Genomic DNA, 16,865 nt, shown 5'->3' on the forward strand with positions numbered 1-16,865 from the left:
CACCCGTTCCCATACCGAACACGGAAGTTAAGCTCTTTAGCGCCGATGGTAGTTGGGGGCTTCCCCCTGTGAGAGTAGGACGTCGCTAGGCACCTGAAAAAGTCGAGGATTTATTCCTCGGCTTTTTTTATTTGCAATTTTTTAGAAAGTTAATCTAAACGATACTATAAAAATGATTATGTTCCCCATTAACCATCATTCTTCATTTTATTTTCATTCATTCCAAAAGTTATAAACAGAAATTTCAGAAAATATATTGAATTGCGAAAAAAACTATGTTAGTCTATGTATCATGCAGAATGAAGTTTAAACTTCAAAAATATAATAAAAAAGGATGTACTTCTTTGATGAATAATCAAACAATTCAACAAGTCATTCAACATAAATACCAGGAGCTTTCAAAGAGTCAGCAGAAGGTAGCGGTCTTTATTCTCAAAAATATGCAGACTGCCGGTATTCATTCAGCTGCATATGTGGGGGACAAGGCAGGGGTAAGTGAAACGACGGTTATCCGCTTTTGCTACGCTATAGGATTATCGGGTTATGCTGAGTTGCAACGTGAGATTACGATGCATTTATTCAATGAAGGAAATACTAGTAGCTTGCAAAATTATTTGCAATCAAAGCAGGCACTTTTTGAAACGCCACGTTTTTACGAAAAATCGATGGAAAAGGATGCATCGAGTATTTTAAATGTTGCAAAGAACATTGAAGGGGAAGATTTTAATCGTGCTTCCATCCTGCTGCATACGAAGAAAAAAATTTATATTGTTGGGAATGGTTCGTCTCATTTAGCGGCACAATGGTTGTATTTTACGTTAAATATGCTACGTCCTAACGTCGTGATTTTAGATTTTGAAACTAGTGAAATCATTAGAGCTTTACAAGAAATCGATGAGGATAGTGTGGTCATTATTTTATCGTTCCATCGCTATTTTAAAGAGCCAATTCAATTCGCAGCTGAAATTCAAGAAAAAAATTGTGAGATTATTGGCATTACAGATTCTAAAATTGCGCCTATTACACAATATGCGACGATTACTTTTATAAATGAACAACAAGAAATGTCTACGATAGATGCAATGCCAGCACTGATTTCATTTTTAAATACACTAATTGCGGGTATGACTGCACAAGATCACGACTATTATGAAAATCAACGCGTAAAATATGATGATTTCCAAAATAGCTTTTTAGCAAATCGATGGAGTTGAATGATATGAATCAAGTTTTACAAAACTTACAGCCGAGATTGGCGGATATTTTTACACATTTACATGAGCATCCGGAAATTAGCTGGCAGGAAAAGCAGACAACGCAATATATCGCCAATTTATTAAAGGAGGCACAGATGGAGCCTCAGTTATTCGAAGATATGACCGGATTGTATGTTGATATTGGGAAGGGGACACCGAGAGTCGGATTTCGTACGGATATCGATGCACTATGGCAGGAAGTAGATGGTGAATTTAAGGCGAATCATTCTTGTGGTCATGATGGTCATATGACGATGGCTATTGGGACAGCACTAGCGTTGAAGGATATGGAGCATTTGCTTCCTGGTGCAGTACGTATTCTTTTTCAGCCTGCTGAAGAAAAGGCACAGGGTGCTCGAGCATTCGTTGAGAAGGGGCTTATTGATCCTCTAGAATACTTATTTGGTGTCCATGTTCGTCCGTTACAAGAACTACGGGACGGAACGTATGCCCCGGCCTTGTACCACGGTGCAGCAAAGCTTTTTACGGGGACAATTATTGGAGAAGAGGCACATGGTGCACGACCTGAACTTGGCATTAATGCCATTGAGGTAGGGTCCGCAATTGTCGAAGGTTTACAAAAAATCTGGACAGACCCTAATGTCTCTGCGTCAGCTAAAATGACACAATTTAACGCAGGAGGAACCTCTACAAATATTATTCCCGGGAAAGCAACATTTAGCATTGATGCACGGGCGCAAACAAATGAAGTAATGGAAGCTCTCACGGATGGTATTGAACGTGTAAAGGCATCGGTTGAAGCGATGTATGGTGCCAAAATTTCTTTAAATGTAGAAGCACATATCGTTGCAGCATTAGTGAATGATGAGGCCTTACAGCATATGAATTCCGCTATTGTTGACGTGGTTGGGAAAAGAGCATGTGCTTCACCAGTCGTTACCCCCGGAGGAGAGGATTTTCATTTTTATACGTATGAGCGTCCGAATCTTAAAGCAACAATGCTTGGCTTAGGTTGTGGCGTAACACCAGGCTTACATCATCCGAAAATGACCTTTAATCGAGAGCGGCTTATTACAGGAGTGAACATTATCACGAGAGCGATTTTACGAGCTTTATAGACCAGCCATTCATTACAGGATAAAGATATAGAAAGAAGTGATGGGAATGATTGACATACTGGAAATAAAGACAATCGAACAGCTGGAGCAAGTTCAGCAATTGGAATATAACGTTTGGGGGATGGCTTCAATTCCCATTCATCAAACGTTAACAGCTGTTAAAAACGGTGGAATCGTTGTGGGTGCCTATGATGGTGACCAATTAGTTGGCTTTAGCTATGGCTTTTCAGGGTTTCGAGAGGGCAAAAGCTATTTATGCTCCCATATGTTGGGGATAGACGAAAATTACCGCTCTCAAGGAATAGGTGAAAAATTAAAATATGCCCAGAAAGCAATTGCTATAGAACGAGGCTATGATTTAATGGTATGGACCTTTGATCCGCTGGAAACACGTAATGGTTATCTTAATCTCTCCAAATTAAATGGTATTTGTTATACGTATATAGAAAATTGCTATGGAGAAATGCAGGATGGTTTGAATAAGGGGTTACCTTCCGATCGTTTTGAGGTGTGCTGGTATATAGCCTCTGATTACGTCAGTAAAAGTGTTTCAATAGATGCAAAGAATGCTATACCAGTGGCAAGCTGTGTACTAAATGAACAAGGATTCCTGTGTTTAGAAATAACTGAAAATTTGAAATATAAAAGAGATGTATATACGATGCCTGTACCAAAGGATTTTCAAGCATTGAAGCTACAAGACCCGACATTAGCATTGGACTGGCGCTTCAAAACGAGACGTTTATTACAACAATTATTTGCACAAGGTTATGCGGCAGTTCAATTGCGACAGCAAGAAAATTACAACGAGTATGTTCTCGTCAAATTAGAAATTTTAGGTCTGGAAGGGGCAAATCAATATGAAAATAACGGAATTTACCATTAGACATTTAAAGATGAAATTAAAAGAACCATTTACAACAAGCTTTGGCACATTTGATGATAAGGATTTTTTAATTTTAGAGGCTAAAGATGAATCAGGAACAATCGGCTGGGGAGAATCTGTTGCCTTCCATTCTCCTTGGTACAACGAGGAGACATTGCAAACGAATTGGCATATGCTAGAAGATTTCTTAATTCCTCTTATTTTAAATAAAGAGCTTCAGCATCCAGATGAGGTCAATGAACTATTTAAACCGATTCGTAAAAATAATATGGCGAAATCAACTTTAGAAGGTGCTATTTGGGATATTTATGCCCAACAGACGAATCAATCTCTCGCGGCTGCACTTGGTGGCAAAAAGGACAATATTGAAGTAGGGATCAGTATCGGTATTCAAAAATCAATTGAGGACTTAGTAGCGTTAGTAAATGGGTTTGTGAATGAAGGCTATAAACGAATGAAAATCAAAATCAAGCCAGGCTGGGATGTAGAAGTAATGCGTACATTACGTGAAACGTTCCCTGATGTGGCGTTTATGGCAGATGCGAACTCAGCTTATCGTCTCGCAGATGCTGAAACGCTCAAACAGCTAGATGCTTTTAATTTAACTATGATTGAGCAGCCATTGGCGTCAGATGACATCATTGACCACGCAGCCTTACAAAAATTAATCGATACGCCTATTTGCTTGGATGAAAGTATCCATTCATTAGAGGATGCACGTAAAGCTGTTGAGTTGGGCAGTACTAAAATTATTAACATAAAAATTGGACGTGTTGGTGGCTTAACGGAAGCCAAGAAAATACATGATTATTGTGAGGCAAATGACATTCCAGTTTGGTGTGGCGGCATGCTGGAGTCGGGTATTGGCCGTGCACATAATGTGGCGTTAACTACATTATCGAATTTTATTTTACCTGGGGATACAGCGGGCTCTAGTCGCTATTGGGAGAAAGATATTATCGACCCAGAAGTTGTAGTGAAGGACGGTTATATTGAAGTTCCTCAAAAAGCGGGTATCGGCTATGAAGTAAATAGAGAGACGATCGATTTGTTTACAGTAGCACAGAAAACTTATAAATAATGTGGGTTAGAAAAGCTATGGGTAATAGGAGACTGAACTTAGATCTTAAGGGGTAGCTCCTATGCCTACCTTATTTCATTAAATTTAAAAGCAGGTGTTCTATGAAAAAAAGTTGGCAGATAGGTGGCGCATTTGTAGGATTAATCGTTGGTGCTGGCTTCGCATCAGGACAAGAGATTATGCAATACTTTACGAGTTTTGGTCTTTACGGTATAGCAGGAGGAATTGTCGCAACAATCGCATTTGCCTTTTTAGGGATGAGTCTAGCGCAATTAGGGGCAGATTCACAAACGACATCTCATAAAGAGGTAATCTATCAAATCGGTGGGCGCTATGTTGGCGTACTATTAGATATAGTCATAACGTTCTTCTTATTTGGTGTGGCGGTTGTTATGTTTGCAGGATCAGGGTCAACGTTTGAGCAAATGTTTGGAATAAACCCGATGATCGGCAGCATTTTCATGGTAATCATTACGATTTTAACGCTGCTATTAAAGGTGAAAAATATTATTAATATAATAGCTTTAGTGACGCCATATTTAATGGGCATTATTTTTATCATATTAATTTACTCTATTTTCACAATGGACTTAACAATTGCAGAACAGAATGTGTTAGCGAAAGAGCAATCATCTGCGGCTTCCAATTGGATAGTGGGGGCACTCCTCTATGTATCTTATAACATAGCTGCTGGTACGGCGATGCTAATTGTTATGGGGGGAACAGTTAAAGAGCGCAAGGTTGCTGGTTTTGGCGGTTTTCTTGGCGGCCTAATGCTCGGTGTTTTAATCATACTGATTAATATTGCGTTATTCGTTAAAATGGACGTAGTTGGTGGGACAGCAATGCCAACATTAGAGCTAGCCAAACAAATTCATCCTGTAGTGGGGGGCTTAATGTCTATTGCTTTATTAGGCATGATGTACAATACGGCTGTAGGGATGCTTTACGCATTTACAGTACGCTTTATAGCGCCTGATCATAAATATTTTAAAATAGGTATCGTGGTGATTGGTTTAATAGGCTTTGTTGCGAGTTTAGTAGGGTTCACGACATTAGTTGGAAAGGTTTATTCAACAATGGGGTATTTAGGCTTTGCATTAATTATTGCAATCATCATCTCGTGGTTACGTAAAATACCAAAAGCTTCATAACTATGTTTTGGAGAGTTCTCTAGTGTTATTGTACAGCACTAGAGAATTTTTTTGTGATTTTAGTAATAAAAACAAGGTGGGAAGCATACAGTAATTATAGGTTTGTTTATTCGTGAAGAATCGCGAAATTCTGCTTTATGTAAAATAAATTCTCGTAAAATAAATTTAAATCTATACAGATGCTAGACACTGAATTTTCAGAATGATATATTAATGGTGTCATAGTTTTTTATAATTGGGAAAAATAAGGAGCCGCCGTATGTCATGTAAATAGTTGATCTTCGTTCCGACAGGACGCCCCCAGGAAAGCGCCCAGTCGGAACGAAGATCAACCACACATTATGGCGGTGAATCCAAAACCTTTTCTAATTTAAGAAGTGATTGAGTAAAGAGTTATAAGAAGGATGATAGATGCCTATGGTAAAAAAAACATTAAAACAACGCATTGTTGACGCTTCTGTAGTGCTATTTCAGCAAGATGGCTATCACAATGTAACTGTCGATCGCATTGTTGAATACATTGGTGCATCAAAGGGTGGATTTTATCATAATTTTAAATCGAAAGATGAACTGTTGTATGAAATTCACGATGTATTTATTTCTTATGTGATTAAACAGTCACAGGAGGCATATGACAAATACGATACACCGATTACACGTTTATGTGCAATGCTGCAAACACTGACACAAGTGTTTGATATGTACCAAGCACATATTACGGTTTTTTACGAGGAAAGTCATTCATTGGCAGAGGAATATAGTGAAATAATTCATAAAAAACGAGATCAATATCGGGATATTTTACAAAAAGTCATAGAGGAAGGCCAGCAAACAAAGGATTTTCGTACAGAACTACCTTGTACTATTGTAACGATGGCTATTGTCGGGATGATTAACTGGACATACAAATGGTTTAAGCAATCAGGTCCATTAACAATGGAGGAAATTACAGAAGTATTTACGGATATGATATTGCGTGCGATTGTCACTGAACAAGCAATTGACGAAGCAGTTCAATTTATGGTCAAGGGGAAGCCAGGAGTAGAGACTGGTTTTATTAATAGTTAATACAAACCGACTAGTCGGTATTTATTTATTTGTTGCAACTGTCATCTGAACGAAATCTGCTATGGCACATTAAACATTAGGGGGACTGGGGATGAACTTTGAACTAACGAAAGAGCAAGAGATGATTCGAGATATGGTACGTGATTTTGCTGAAAAAGAAATTAAACCGTATGCTCGTGAGGTTGACGAGACATCGACGATGAGAATAGAGAGCTTTCAAAAGATGGCAGAGCTAGGCTTATTAGGGATCCCGTTTCCTGAAGAGTACGGCGGTTCAGGTGGAGACACTGTTTCCTATGCACTTGCTGTTGAAGAAATTGGCCGTGCATGTGGCGGTACAGGATTAAGCTATGCAGCCGCAGTTAGCTTAGGTGCTTCGCCTATTTACAATTTCGGTACAGAGGAGCAAAAGCAGGAATGGCTTGTTCCGTTAGCGAAGGGAGAAACATTAGGTTCGTTTGGTCTAACAGAGCCCAATGCAGGTTCAGATGCTGGTGGGACACTTACAACAGCTGTAGTTGATGGTGATGATTACATCATTAATGGTGAAAAATGCTGGATCACAAACGCTGGCTTTGCACGCCAAATTATTGTGACAGCAGTGACAGGTAAACGTGAAGATGGTAAAAAAATTATCTCATCTATCATTGTACCAACCAACACTCCTGGCGTAACGATCAACTGCAATTACGACAAAATGGGTGTACGTGGCTCCAATACGTGTGAGATTATTTTGCAAAATGTTCGTGTACCAAGGGCTAACCTTTTAGGGGATGAAAAACGTGGATTTAGCCAATTTTTAAATACGTTAGACGGTGGGCGTATTTCCATTGCTGCATTATCAGTAGGAATTGCGCAGGCAGCTTATGAGAAAGCATTAAAATACGCTAAAGAACGTGAACAATTTGGTGCACCTATATCAAAACTTCAGGCAATACAATTTAAATTAGCTGATATGGCAATGGAGATAGAGCTTGCACGTACGTTAGTACATAAGGCGGCATGGCTTAAAGATCAAAAGAAACCATTCGGGAAGGAAGCGGCGATGGCAAAATTATTTGCCTCTGAAATGGGCTTCCGTACTTGTAATCAGGCCATTCAAATTCACGGTGGTTCAGGGTATATGAAAGAATACGACGTAGAGCGTCATTTGCGTGACATTAAGTTAATGGAAATCGGTGAGGGAACGTCTGAAATTCAACGTCTCGTTATTTCTCGTTTGATTGGTTGCTAATCATAATCAATTATGCCTCGGCATAATTGCGTCCGGAATCGGCTTTGTGCTTACACAAAGCACTCCTTTCCGATTCCGTGACATCCGCCGGAGGCTTTAAATTCTTTCAGCAGGTGTTTGGACATCCACTGAAAAGTAGCTTAAACCAGTATTCATTTCACCACCTATAGAGATGTGAGATGAATGCTGAAAGAAGTTAAATAGCATAGGAGGATTTTCATGGCAGAACTTGTGTATCAAACTATTGGTCAATTGCTAGATGAACAATCTGAAAAATATCCACAACGCGAAGCATTAGTGTATGCAGATAGGGATTTACGTATGACCTATGAGGAGCTCAATCAGCAAAGCCGTTTAGTCGCTAAAGGGTTGATGGCTCTTGGAATAGAGAAGGGTGAGCATATTGCAGTTTGGACGACTAATGTTCCAGAATGGGTGCAGCTGCAATTTGGTACAGGTAAAATGGGAGCCCCAATCGTCACTGTAAACACTAATTATCGTTCGAGCGAGTTGGAATATTTACTGAAGCAATCCGATGCAAAAACGATTATTTTAATTGAAAATTATCGAGACCATTCTTTTATAAATACACTGCAAGAGTTATGTCCAGAGCTTGAACATTGTGAACCAGGTAATTTGCAATCAAAGCGACTACCTTTATTAAAAAATGTTATTTTAATTGGCGAGACAAAATATCCCGGAGTACTAAACTGGTCTGATGTGTTATCTGCTGCAGAGCAAATAACAGAGGAGCAATTAGATCAAAGACAGCAAGTACTTCATTATGATGATGTTATTAATATTCAATATACTTCGGGAACAACAGGTTTTCCGAAAGGTGTTATGTTAACGCATTATAACTTAGTCAATAATGCGATTAATATTGCGGAATGTATGCGGTTAACTTACGAAGATCGTTTGTGTATCCCTGTCCCATTCTTCCATTGCTTTGGTTGTGTAATTGGAACATTAGCGATTACTACTAGTGGCGGGACGATGGTACCAGTGCAGGAATTTTCACCTACTGAGGTGTTACAAGCGGTTGAAAAAGAAAAGTGTACCGCGTTACATGGCGTACCAACGATGTTCATTAGTGAACTTAATTTACCGAATTTTGCGTCTTTTGATCTATCGACGTTGCGTACGGGCGTAATGGCTGGCTCTAATTGTCCTATCGAGGTTATGAAGGCCGTTATCGAAAAAATGGGGATGAAGGATATTACGATTTGTTACGGGCAAACAGAAGCCTCACCTGTTATTACACAAACGAGGGCAGATGACCCGCTACTGTTAAAGGTGGAAACGGTTGGCCGCGCATTACCAAATCTAGAAGTTAAAATTGTCATTCCTGGTACGAACGAAGAAGCTGCGCCGAATGAGCAAGGGGAGCTATGTACGAGAGGCTACCAAGTCATGAAAGGTTACTATAATAACCCAGAAGAAACGCTTCTTGCAATAGATGAGGATGACTGGCTGCATACCGGGGATTTGGCAACGATGGATGAGGCGGGCTACGTACGTGTAACAGGGCGTTTAAAAGATATGATTATTCGTGGCGGTGAAAATATATCTCCTCGAGAAATTGAAGAATTCCTTTACACTCACCCAAAAATTGCAGATGTACAGGTTGCAGGTGTTCCTAATCCTGTTTATGGAGAGGAAGCGGCAGCTTGGATTATTTTGCGAGAAGGAGAGCAGGCAACAGAGGAAGAGATTCGAGATTATTGTCGGGATAAAATCTCTAGACATAAAATACCACGGCATATTTTCTTTATCGAGGACTATCCGATGACTGCATCTGGAAAAGTGCAAAAGTTTAAATTACGAGATAATTTTGTTCCAACAGTGAAGTAACCAAGGGGGTCAGTGTTATGTTCAAAAAGGTGTTAATTGCCAATCGTGGAGAGATAGCTAGACGTGTTATAAGAACATGCAAACGACTAAATATACAAACAGTTGCGGTGTATTCTGAGGCAGACGCTGAAAGCTTACATGTAAAGGATGCTGATGAGGCGTTCTGCCTTGGAAAGCCACCTGTTGCCCAAAGCTATTTAAATATTGATCGTATTCTTGAAGTAGCGAAGGAGAGCGGCGCTGACGCAATTCATCCTGGCTATGGCTTATTATCAGAAAACGCTGAGTTTGCTAAACGTTGTACAGAAGCGGGCCTCGTTTTTATTGGGCCAAGCGCCGAAGTTATTGCTTCGATGGGAAGTAAATTAGAAGCTCGGAAAACAATGAAAGCTGCAGGTGTACCGATTGTTGAAGGTGTAGAGACACCGGTGAAAGATGTCGCGGAAGCTATTGAAATTGCTTCCCGTCTAGGCTATCCGATTATGTTAAAAGCTTCTGCCGGCGGTGGAGGAATCGGCATGCAACTCGTTGAAAATGCCGAGGAATTAGCAAAAGCCTTTGAGGGGAATCAAAAGCGTGCACAGTCATTCTTTGGTGATGGCACGATGTATATGGAACGATTTATTGCGAATCCTCATCACGTCGAGGTACAAATTATGGCGGACCATGATGGCAATGTCGTACCACTATTTGAACGTGAGTGTTCGATTCAACGTAGAAATCAAAAAGTAGTGGAGGAAGCACCATCTCCATTCATTTCTGAAGAAACAAGAAAACGTATGCTAGATGCGTCAGTCAAGGCAGTTCAGCATATTGGCTATGTAAACGCAGGAACGATTGAGTATTTAGTAGATGAGGAGCAAAACTTTTATTTCTTAGAGATGAATACGCGCCTACAAGTGGAACACCCGGTGACGGAAGAAATTACAAAGCTGGATCTTGTAGAGGAGCAATTAAAGGTTGCGGCAAAACAACCGCTAGCATTTACTCGCGATAGCATACAAAGAAAAGGGCATGCGATTGAAGTACGTATTTACGCTGAAAATCCGTCGACCTTTTTCCCTTCTCCAGGCACCATTACGGCATTTGAATTGCCTACAGGTGAAGGTATTCGCCATGAATGCGGCGTAGAGGCTGGCACTGCGGTTACACCTTTTTACGATCCAATGATTAGTAAATTAGTAGTGTGGGGAGAAACACGAGAAGTTGCGTGTGAAAGACTGATTGAGGCACTTAAAGCGTATAAAGTAGAAGGAATTCAAACAAATATTCCGATGCTGTTGAAAACAGTGACACATGAACAATTTTTAAAGGGCTATACAACAACTAAATTTGTAGATGAATATTATCTACCTCAATTAGCAGAGACGAAATAACATTTATCCTCATTCAGCAGATTTCTGCTGAATGAAGATAAAGGCCTCCGGCGGATGTCACGGATTTTGAAAGGAATGAATTGTGCAGGCACAATTCAAAATCCGGACGCAATTACGCCAAGGCGAAATTGATAAAATCATTCGCACTTAAAGAATGAGTGCGAATGCGTTATTCATACATTTGGAGGGATTACAATGGCAACAGTTAAAGCGAGCATGGCAGGAACAGTATGGAAAATCGTTGTAGCAGAGGGCGAGAAAGTGACTGCAGGACAAGATGTGGCAATTTTAGAGTCGATGAAAATGGAGATTCCTATTGCAGCAGAAGAAGATGGCGTGGTTACAAAAATCATTGCGAACGAAGGGGATTTCATTAACGTAGATGACGATATTTTAGAAATCGAATAAGGAGGCTTCTTTATGCTGCTACCAAAGCATGTAACGTTAAAGGAAGTAGGTCCTCGTGACGGTTTGCAAAATGAGAAAATGCATATTGCAACTGCCGATAAAGTACAGCTAGTAAATTTACTTAGTCAAACTGGATTGAATTATATCGAGGTAACGTCTTTTGTGCATCCGAAGTGGATTCCACAGCTGGCTGATGCAGTGGAGGTTCTTCAAGCCATTAAACGCCAAAAAGATATCACGTATGCGGCACTAGTACCAAACATGCGTGGCTTAGAACGTGCATTGCAGGCTGAAGTAGACGAAGTGAGCGTTTTTATGTCGGCAAGTGAAAGCCATAACCAAAGTAATATTAATAAATCAATCGATGAAACATTTCCGATATTACAGGAAGTTGTGGACGGGGCAAAGGCAGCGCATAAAAACGTACGGGGCTATATCTCAACGGTGATTGGGTGCCCGTATGAAGGTTACATACAACCAGAAAAAGTTTTGCGAGTAACAGAAAAATTACTGGAAATGGGCGTCGATGAAATTTCGCTTGGTGACACGATTGGTGTTGGTGTACCGACACAGGTGGAAAATCTTTTAGAAGAATTGTTAAAAAGATACCCTGTAGAAAATTTTGCGATGCATTTTCATGATACACGTGGCACAGCGCTAGCAAATATCGTTAAATCTTTAGAAATGGGCATTACGAAGTTTGATAGTGCACTTGGTGGACTTGGGGGCTGTCCATATGCCAAAGGAGCATCAGGTAATGTAGCCACGGAAGATTTATTGTATTTATTAGATGAGATGGGTATTAAAACGGGTGTAGAACTGAATAAAGTGCTAGAGGCTGCACTGTTTATTGAACAGAAACTAGGGAAGGCCGTTGCCTCTAAACAAGTGGCGATTGCCCGTAATGAAAGGAGTGCGAGTCAAATATGACGCAACTCGTTCGTTTTGAGGTATTAGATAATTGCATTGGGCTTATTACCCTTTCAAGACCGGAAGCTGCGAATGCGATGTCTGTACAATTGCTCCAAGAACTTAGCACGACACTCGACAACATAAATGGTGATCCGGCAGTGCGAGTCGTCTTACTAACAGGAGCGGGGGAAAAAGCCTTTTGCGCAGGCGCAGATTTAAAAGAGCGTAAAGGGATGCCAGACCGACAAGTAAAGCAGATTGTGCAATTAATCGGAGCAACAGTGGCCAAAGTAGAAGCACTCGCTCAACCAGTTATCGCCGTACTAAATGGCGTTGCTTTTGGTGGCGGACTCGAGCTAGCGTTAGCCTGTGATTTACGTCTGGCAGCTGCCCATGCCAAGATTGGCCTTACAGAAACATCTCTCGGCATTATACCGGGGGCAGGAGGGACACAACGACTTCCACGCCTAATTGGCATTGGAAAAGCGAAGGAATTAATTTATACAGCACGTCGTTTAAATGCAGAGGAAGCAAAAAACTACGGTATTGTGGAGTATGTTCATGAAGGACATGAAGTACTTGAAAAGGCACAGCAGCTTGCACTGGAAATGGAAAAAAATGCGCCACTTTCTTTAGTACAGGCGAAAATCGCCATGAATCAAGGGGTTGAAGTCGATTTAGCTACTGGTTTAAAAATCGAATCACTTGCATATAATGCTCTGATTCCTACAGAAGATCGATTAGAGGGCTTACTTGCTTTCCAGGAAAAGCGAACACCGCAATATGTAGGGAAATAAAGACCTGATAATAGATTTTGGTCCATCATCGGAAGTTTGGGGTGACATTTTGTTAAAACATATGCAATGCATATAAGTTGATTGGAGTGGAGACTGGGCGACTCCTCGGGGATCAGCGTCACAGATGAGACCCTGCAGCGAAGCGAAGCGGCTCATCGGACGCCCCCAGGAAAGCGCCCAGTCGGAACGGAAATCAACCCCACATGATGATGAACCAAAATCTAGGTATATGATTAATTATTTATGCTGAGGCGTAACCGTTTGGGCAAAAGGAGGAATTAACGATGAGCAATGTACCGACAGAAAATACGACTAAAACAATGAAGGAACAAATTTTAACAGGTGGCCTGCCAAAATATCACGATAAAAATGCACAACAAGGAAAGCTATTTGTACGTGAACGACTCGAATTATTATTAGATGATGGACTTCAATCAGAAGATGGCCTGTATGCGAACTGCTTAGCAGGTGACCTACCAGCAGATGGCGTTATCACAGGAATCGGTAAAATTCATGGTCGTACTGTTTGTGTTTTAGCAAATGATTCGACGATTAAAGCTGGCTCTTGGGGAAAACGTACAGTAGAAAAAATGATTCGTATCCAAGAAACAGCTGAAAAGCTAAATTGCCCATTACTGTATCTAGTCGATTCAGCAGGTGCACGTATTACTGACCAATTAGAAATGTTCCCTGGTCGTAGAGGAGCAGGACGCATTTTCTATAATCAAGTAAAGCTTTCAGGTAAAATTCCTCAAATTTGCTTATTGTTTGGACCTTCCGCGGCAGGTGGTGCCTATATCCCTGCATTCTGCGATATCGTAGTCATGGTAGAGGGCAATGCATCGATGTATTTAGGATCTCCACGTATGGCGGAAATGGTTATAGGTGAGAAGGTAGATTTGGAAACAATGGGTGGAGCGAAAATGCACTGTTCTGTTTCCGGTTGTGGAGATGTGCTTGCTAAAACAGAGCAGGAAGCCATTTCCTATGCTCGTAAATACTTGAGCTATTTCCCGAACAACTTTGCAGAGCGCGGTAAGGTAGAGGCTCCAAAACCACCAGCTTCATTTGAAAAATCGATTGATGAGCTAATACCGAAAAATCAAAACGTTCCTTTTGATATGTATAAGCTAATTGAACGTATTATTGATGAAGATTCGTTCTGTGAAGTAAAAAAATTATTCGCTCCAGAATTAATTACAGGGCTTGGACGCATTAATGGGCAATCCGTTGGAATTATCGCCAATCAACCGCGCGTAAAGGGAGGCGTTTTGTTCCACGATTCAGCTGATAAAGCTGCAAAGTTCATTTCACTTTGTGATGCGTTTAATATTCCACTTCTTTTCCTTGCCGATGTACCAGGCTTTATGATTGGTACGCAGGTTGAAAAAGCAGGGATTATACGCCATGGTGCGAAAATGATTTTTGCAATGAGTGAGGCAACCGTTCCAAAATTAACAGTCATTGTTCGAAAGGCATATGGTGCAGGTCTTTATGCAATGGCAGGTCCTGCTTTTGAGCCAGACTGCTGTATTGCATTATCCAATGCACAAATTGCTGTAATGGGCCCTGAAGCTGCAGTTAACGCAGTCTATGCCAATAAAATTGCTGAACTCCCAAAAGAGGAGCAGGCAAGCTTTATTGCAGAGAAACGTAAGGAATACCAAGAGGAAATCGATGTCTATCGTCTAGCTTCAGAGCTTATCATTGACGATGTTATTGAGCCAAATGATTTAAGAAAAGCACTTGAATCACGTTTAGAGCTTTATATGTCAAAATATTTATTATTCTCGGAACGTAAACATGGAGTAAATCCAGTATAAATGAATAAAAGCTCTCATTGTAACGGGTTCGGTTGATGCGTACAAAAAAGTAAATAGAAATATAAAAAGAAGTCCGATTCGCATATGAATTGGACTTCTTTTTTTTGATAAAGTGTACATTCATTAGACCTTCCTAAGGCACATTACATAAAATTAATTAAAAAAATTTAAGCCAAATCACCTTACCGCTTGTCTAATAGATGAAAACCAAAACGAAAGGAGGGATTAAGATGAAACTCGAACGTTTAGTAAAGAAAGCACAAAAAGGTGATGATAAAGCCTACTTAATGCTTTTCCAACAGTACGAAACAGATATTTATAGAATGGCTTATGTCTATGTGAAAAATAAAGAAGATGCATTAGATCTCGTTCAAGAAGTGGCCTATCAGTCATTTAAGAAAATCAGTACATTGAAAAAGACAGAGTATTTTAAGACTTGGCTCATGAAAATTACGATTAATTGTGCATTGAACTTAATTAATAATAACAAAAAGGTAATTCCGCTAAATTCAAACTTTGAAGTGTTTATTGGGTCAGAAGATGAAGATATTGCACTTACTGTATCTTTACACGAACTGATTGATACTTTAAAAGAGGATGAAAAGAGTGTCGTTTTACTAAAATATTACGATGATCGTACATTAAAGGAAATTTCAGAGATATTAGACATCCCACTTGGGACCGTAAAATCTGTCCTATACCGTGCTTTGGGCAAGCTTCGTCAAAATTTAAAGGAGGTAGGTAACTATGGATAACCATCTTAAGCAAGAGCTATCAAAAATAGAAATACCTAGGGAGATTCATAATAGAAGTAAATTGGGAATTAATAAAGCTAAGTCTGAAATGGGTGGCAAACTGAGTCGTTTTGTAAAAAAACGATTGGCTATAGCTGTTATTTCTGCTTGTTTAATGATTCCAACAGGTGCATTTGCTTATCAAGCATTACTGGCCGATGATTTATATGGTTCATTTGATAATTTAAAAAAACATGCGCTAAATATTACGATGGAAAGTTACTTATTATTTAATGCAAAGCTAGATCAAGCAAAAGGCGACCTAGGAAAAGAAGAGTTTAAACAATTTAAAAATTTATTAAATGTATTCACAAGCGCAAAAATTGAATATGGCGATAAAAATGGAAATATAGATTATACTCATGTCCCTGCAGAACGATTAGAAGAAATTAAAGTAGCATTGTCCGAAGTTCAACCATTCTTTGATAAATTAAACGGGCTACCATCAAGCAAAGAGATTTTAACAGCTGAAGAGTATGACCAATACATTCAAGCCTTATTAGACTATGAAACGACTATGGCACAATTAGGAGTAACGAGTGTTCCGGATGACACTTCAATCCCTGCAGAGTTACAAGAGAAATTCATTAAAGCTCAAGAATACTTAAACTATGTAAATGAAAAACAAACAAATTGGAAATTGAATGATAGATAGAAGACAGCTGGGTAATAAAACATACCAAGTTAATTTCATTTTGCTTTACATGTTATGAGGATGATGATTATCTAAGTGATTCTGAAAACTTTCAAATTGTCTCTACTGGAGCAATCTTAAATTTGACGAATCCATATTGAAATTTATCCAAGAACCACTTTTGTGTGCTATGAAAGAAATGATGAAGGTGATTTTACAAAATTGATGATTACGATTGGGGCGGTTATTTAAATATTTAATTGAAAAAGGAGCGATTTCCGTAACGGGTTCTGTTTTGAAGTACAAAAAGGCAAAATCGCAGGTTAAAAAGACACTTAATTAGCGTACTAAAAGGTACTGCAATTCGTAGTACCTTTTTTGTACAACTTGGTTTGATATTTCGTGAAACAAAATTTAACTAAAGCACCCTGTTAGTTTAATAAGAAAAGCAAATCTAATAAAGAATAGTACATACTTATGATACGGTTCACCTTAATGTAGTTAGTTTC

Annotated in this window: 15 protein-coding genes and 1 rRNA gene; all 16 read left to right on the forward strand. The window is 39.6% G+C overall.

The genetic code is table 11. The features are described from left to right. Window positions 1-91 (forward strand): 5S ribosomal RNA (rrf, locus tag ACQKN2_RS23570); the annotation flags it as partial. A 256-nt stretch (window positions 92-347) separates the two neighbouring features. Next, window positions 348-1,214, forward strand: a complete 867-nt coding sequence (locus ACQKN2_RS23575) for a MurR/RpiR family transcriptional regulator (RefSeq protein WP_427417106.1) — start codon at window positions 348-350, stop codon at window positions 1,212-1,214. Window positions 1,215-1,219: 5 nt separating this feature from the next. Continuing rightward, complete coding sequence (locus tag ACQKN2_RS23580; protein ID WP_427417094.1) at window positions 1,220-2,335, forward strand: M20 peptidase aminoacylase family protein; 1,116 nt, start codon at window positions 1,220-1,222, stop codon at window positions 2,333-2,335. Between the two features lie 46 nt (window positions 2,336-2,381). Continuing rightward, entirely contained in the window at window positions 2,382-3,221 is an 840-nt protein-coding gene (locus ACQKN2_RS23585) for a GNAT family N-acetyltransferase (RefSeq protein WP_427417095.1), read from the forward strand. Further along, window positions 3,196-4,302 carry an o-succinylbenzoate synthase gene (gene menC / locus ACQKN2_RS23590; RefSeq protein ID WP_427417096.1) on the forward strand — a complete coding sequence of 369 codons (1,107 nt, stop codon included), beginning with the start codon at window positions 3,196-3,198 and terminating at the stop codon, window positions 4,300-4,302. The genes ACQKN2_RS23585 and menC overlap by 26 nt, the downstream gene beginning before the upstream one ends. 101 nt (window positions 4,303-4,403) lie before the next feature. Beyond that, entirely contained in the window at window positions 4,404-5,456 is a 1,053-nt protein-coding gene (locus ACQKN2_RS23595) for a YkvI family membrane protein (protein WP_427417097.1), read from the forward strand. A gap of 417 nt (window positions 5,457-5,873) precedes the next feature. Then, on the forward strand, window positions 5,874-6,524 hold the full coding sequence (locus tag ACQKN2_RS23600) for a TetR/AcrR family transcriptional regulator (protein ID WP_427417107.1): 651 nt from the start codon (window positions 5,874-5,876) through the stop codon (window positions 6,522-6,524). Between the two features lie 91 nt (window positions 6,525-6,615). Further along, the gene (locus ACQKN2_RS23605) at window positions 6,616-7,758 is read left to right on the forward strand and encodes an acyl-CoA dehydrogenase (RefSeq protein ID WP_427417098.1); all 1,143 of its coding nucleotides are present in this window, start codon (window positions 6,616-6,618) and stop codon (window positions 7,756-7,758) included. Window positions 7,759-7,977: 219 nt separating this feature from the next. Next, complete coding sequence (locus ACQKN2_RS23610; RefSeq protein WP_427417099.1) at window positions 7,978-9,612, forward strand: AMP-binding protein; 1,635 nt, start codon at window positions 7,978-7,980, stop codon at window positions 9,610-9,612. Between the two features lie 17 nt (window positions 9,613-9,629). After that, window positions 9,630-10,988 (forward strand): acetyl-CoA carboxylase biotin carboxylase subunit, encoded by a 1,359-nt coding sequence (locus ACQKN2_RS23615; protein ID WP_427417100.1) that lies wholly within the window; start codon window positions 9,630-9,632, stop codon window positions 10,986-10,988. A 195-nt stretch (window positions 10,989-11,183) separates the two neighbouring features. Beyond that, window positions 11,184-11,396 carry an acetyl-CoA carboxylase biotin carboxyl carrier protein subunit gene (locus ACQKN2_RS23620; RefSeq protein WP_031418413.1) on the forward strand — a complete coding sequence of 71 codons (213 nt, stop codon included), beginning with the start codon at window positions 11,184-11,186 and terminating at the stop codon, window positions 11,394-11,396. Between the two features lie 12 nt (window positions 11,397-11,408). Next, on the forward strand, window positions 11,409-12,326 hold the full coding sequence (locus ACQKN2_RS23625) for a hydroxymethylglutaryl-CoA lyase (protein ID WP_427417101.1): 918 nt from the start codon (window positions 11,409-11,411) through the stop codon (window positions 12,324-12,326). Next, complete coding sequence (locus tag ACQKN2_RS23630; RefSeq protein WP_427417102.1) at window positions 12,323-13,105, forward strand: enoyl-CoA hydratase; 783 nt, start codon at window positions 12,323-12,325, stop codon at window positions 13,103-13,105. The genes ACQKN2_RS23625 and ACQKN2_RS23630 overlap by 4 nt, the downstream gene beginning before the upstream one ends. Window positions 13,106-13,389: 284 nt before the next feature. After that, complete coding sequence (locus ACQKN2_RS23635) at window positions 13,390-14,928, forward strand: acyl-CoA carboxylase subunit beta (RefSeq protein WP_427417103.1); 1,539 nt, start codon at window positions 13,390-13,392, stop codon at window positions 14,926-14,928. A 230-nt stretch (window positions 14,929-15,158) separates the two neighbouring features. Beyond that, the gene (locus ACQKN2_RS23640; RefSeq protein WP_427417104.1) at window positions 15,159-15,683 is read left to right on the forward strand and encodes a sigma-70 family RNA polymerase sigma factor; all 525 of its coding nucleotides are present in this window, start codon (window positions 15,159-15,161) and stop codon (window positions 15,681-15,683) included. Then, window positions 15,676-16,377, forward strand: a complete 702-nt coding sequence (locus tag ACQKN2_RS23645) for a DUF3600 domain-containing protein (protein ID WP_427417105.1) — start codon at window positions 15,676-15,678, stop codon at window positions 16,375-16,377. The genes ACQKN2_RS23640 and ACQKN2_RS23645 overlap by 8 nt, the downstream gene beginning before the upstream one ends. The last annotated feature ends 488 nt before the right edge of the window (window positions 16,378-16,865 follow it).

The organism is Lysinibacillus sp. NPDC093688 (assembly GCF_050280145.1).
Classification (GTDB): domain Bacteria; phylum Bacillota; class Bacilli; order Bacillales_A; family Planococcaceae; genus Lysinibacillus; species Lysinibacillus xylanilyticus_B.

Excerpts from the sequence above, each read along its gene's own strand:
- ACQKN2_RS23585 (WP_427417095.1), top strand. The coding sequence starts at position 2,382 with ATGATTGACATACTGGAAATAAAGACAATCGAACAGCTGGAGCAAGTT.
- menC (WP_427417096.1), top strand. The coding sequence starts at position 3,196 with ATGAAAATAACGGAATTTACCATTAGACATTTAAAGATGAAATTAAAA.
- ACQKN2_RS23610 (WP_427417099.1), top strand. The coding sequence starts at position 7,978 with ATGGCAGAACTTGTGTATCAAACTATTGGTCAATTGCTAGATGAACAA.
- ACQKN2_RS23620 (WP_031418413.1), top strand. The coding sequence starts at position 11,184 with ATGGCAACAGTTAAAGCGAGCATGGCAGGAACAGTATGGAAAATCGTT.
- ACQKN2_RS23580 (WP_427417094.1), top strand. The coding sequence starts at position 1,220 with ATGAATCAAGTTTTACAAAACTTACAGCCGAGATTGGCGGATATTTTT.
- ACQKN2_RS23595 (WP_427417097.1), top strand. The coding sequence starts at position 4,404 with ATGAAAAAAAGTTGGCAGATAGGTGGCGCATTTGTAGGATTAATCGTT.
- ACQKN2_RS23640 (WP_427417104.1), top strand. The coding sequence starts at position 15,159 with ATGAAACTCGAACGTTTAGTAAAGAAAGCACAAAAAGGTGATGATAAA.
- ACQKN2_RS23575 (WP_427417106.1), top strand. The coding sequence starts at position 348 with ATGAATAATCAAACAATTCAACAAGTCATTCAACATAAATACCAGGAG.
- ACQKN2_RS23600 (WP_427417107.1), top strand. The coding sequence starts at position 5,874 with ATGGTAAAAAAAACATTAAAACAACGCATTGTTGACGCTTCTGTAGTG.
- ACQKN2_RS23635 (WP_427417103.1), top strand. The coding sequence starts at position 13,390 with ATGAGCAATGTACCGACAGAAAATACGACTAAAACAATGAAGGAACAA.
- ACQKN2_RS23645 (WP_427417105.1), top strand. The coding sequence starts at position 15,676 with ATGGATAACCATCTTAAGCAAGAGCTATCAAAAATAGAAATACCTAGG.
- ACQKN2_RS23615 (WP_427417100.1), top strand. The coding sequence starts at position 9,630 with ATGTTCAAAAAGGTGTTAATTGCCAATCGTGGAGAGATAGCTAGACGT.
- ACQKN2_RS23625 (WP_427417101.1), top strand. The coding sequence starts at position 11,409 with ATGCTGCTACCAAAGCATGTAACGTTAAAGGAAGTAGGTCCTCGTGAC.
- ACQKN2_RS23630 (WP_427417102.1), top strand. The coding sequence starts at position 12,323 with ATGACGCAACTCGTTCGTTTTGAGGTATTAGATAATTGCATTGGGCTT.
- ACQKN2_RS23605 (WP_427417098.1), top strand. The coding sequence starts at position 6,616 with ATGAACTTTGAACTAACGAAAGAGCAAGAGATGATTCGAGATATGGTA.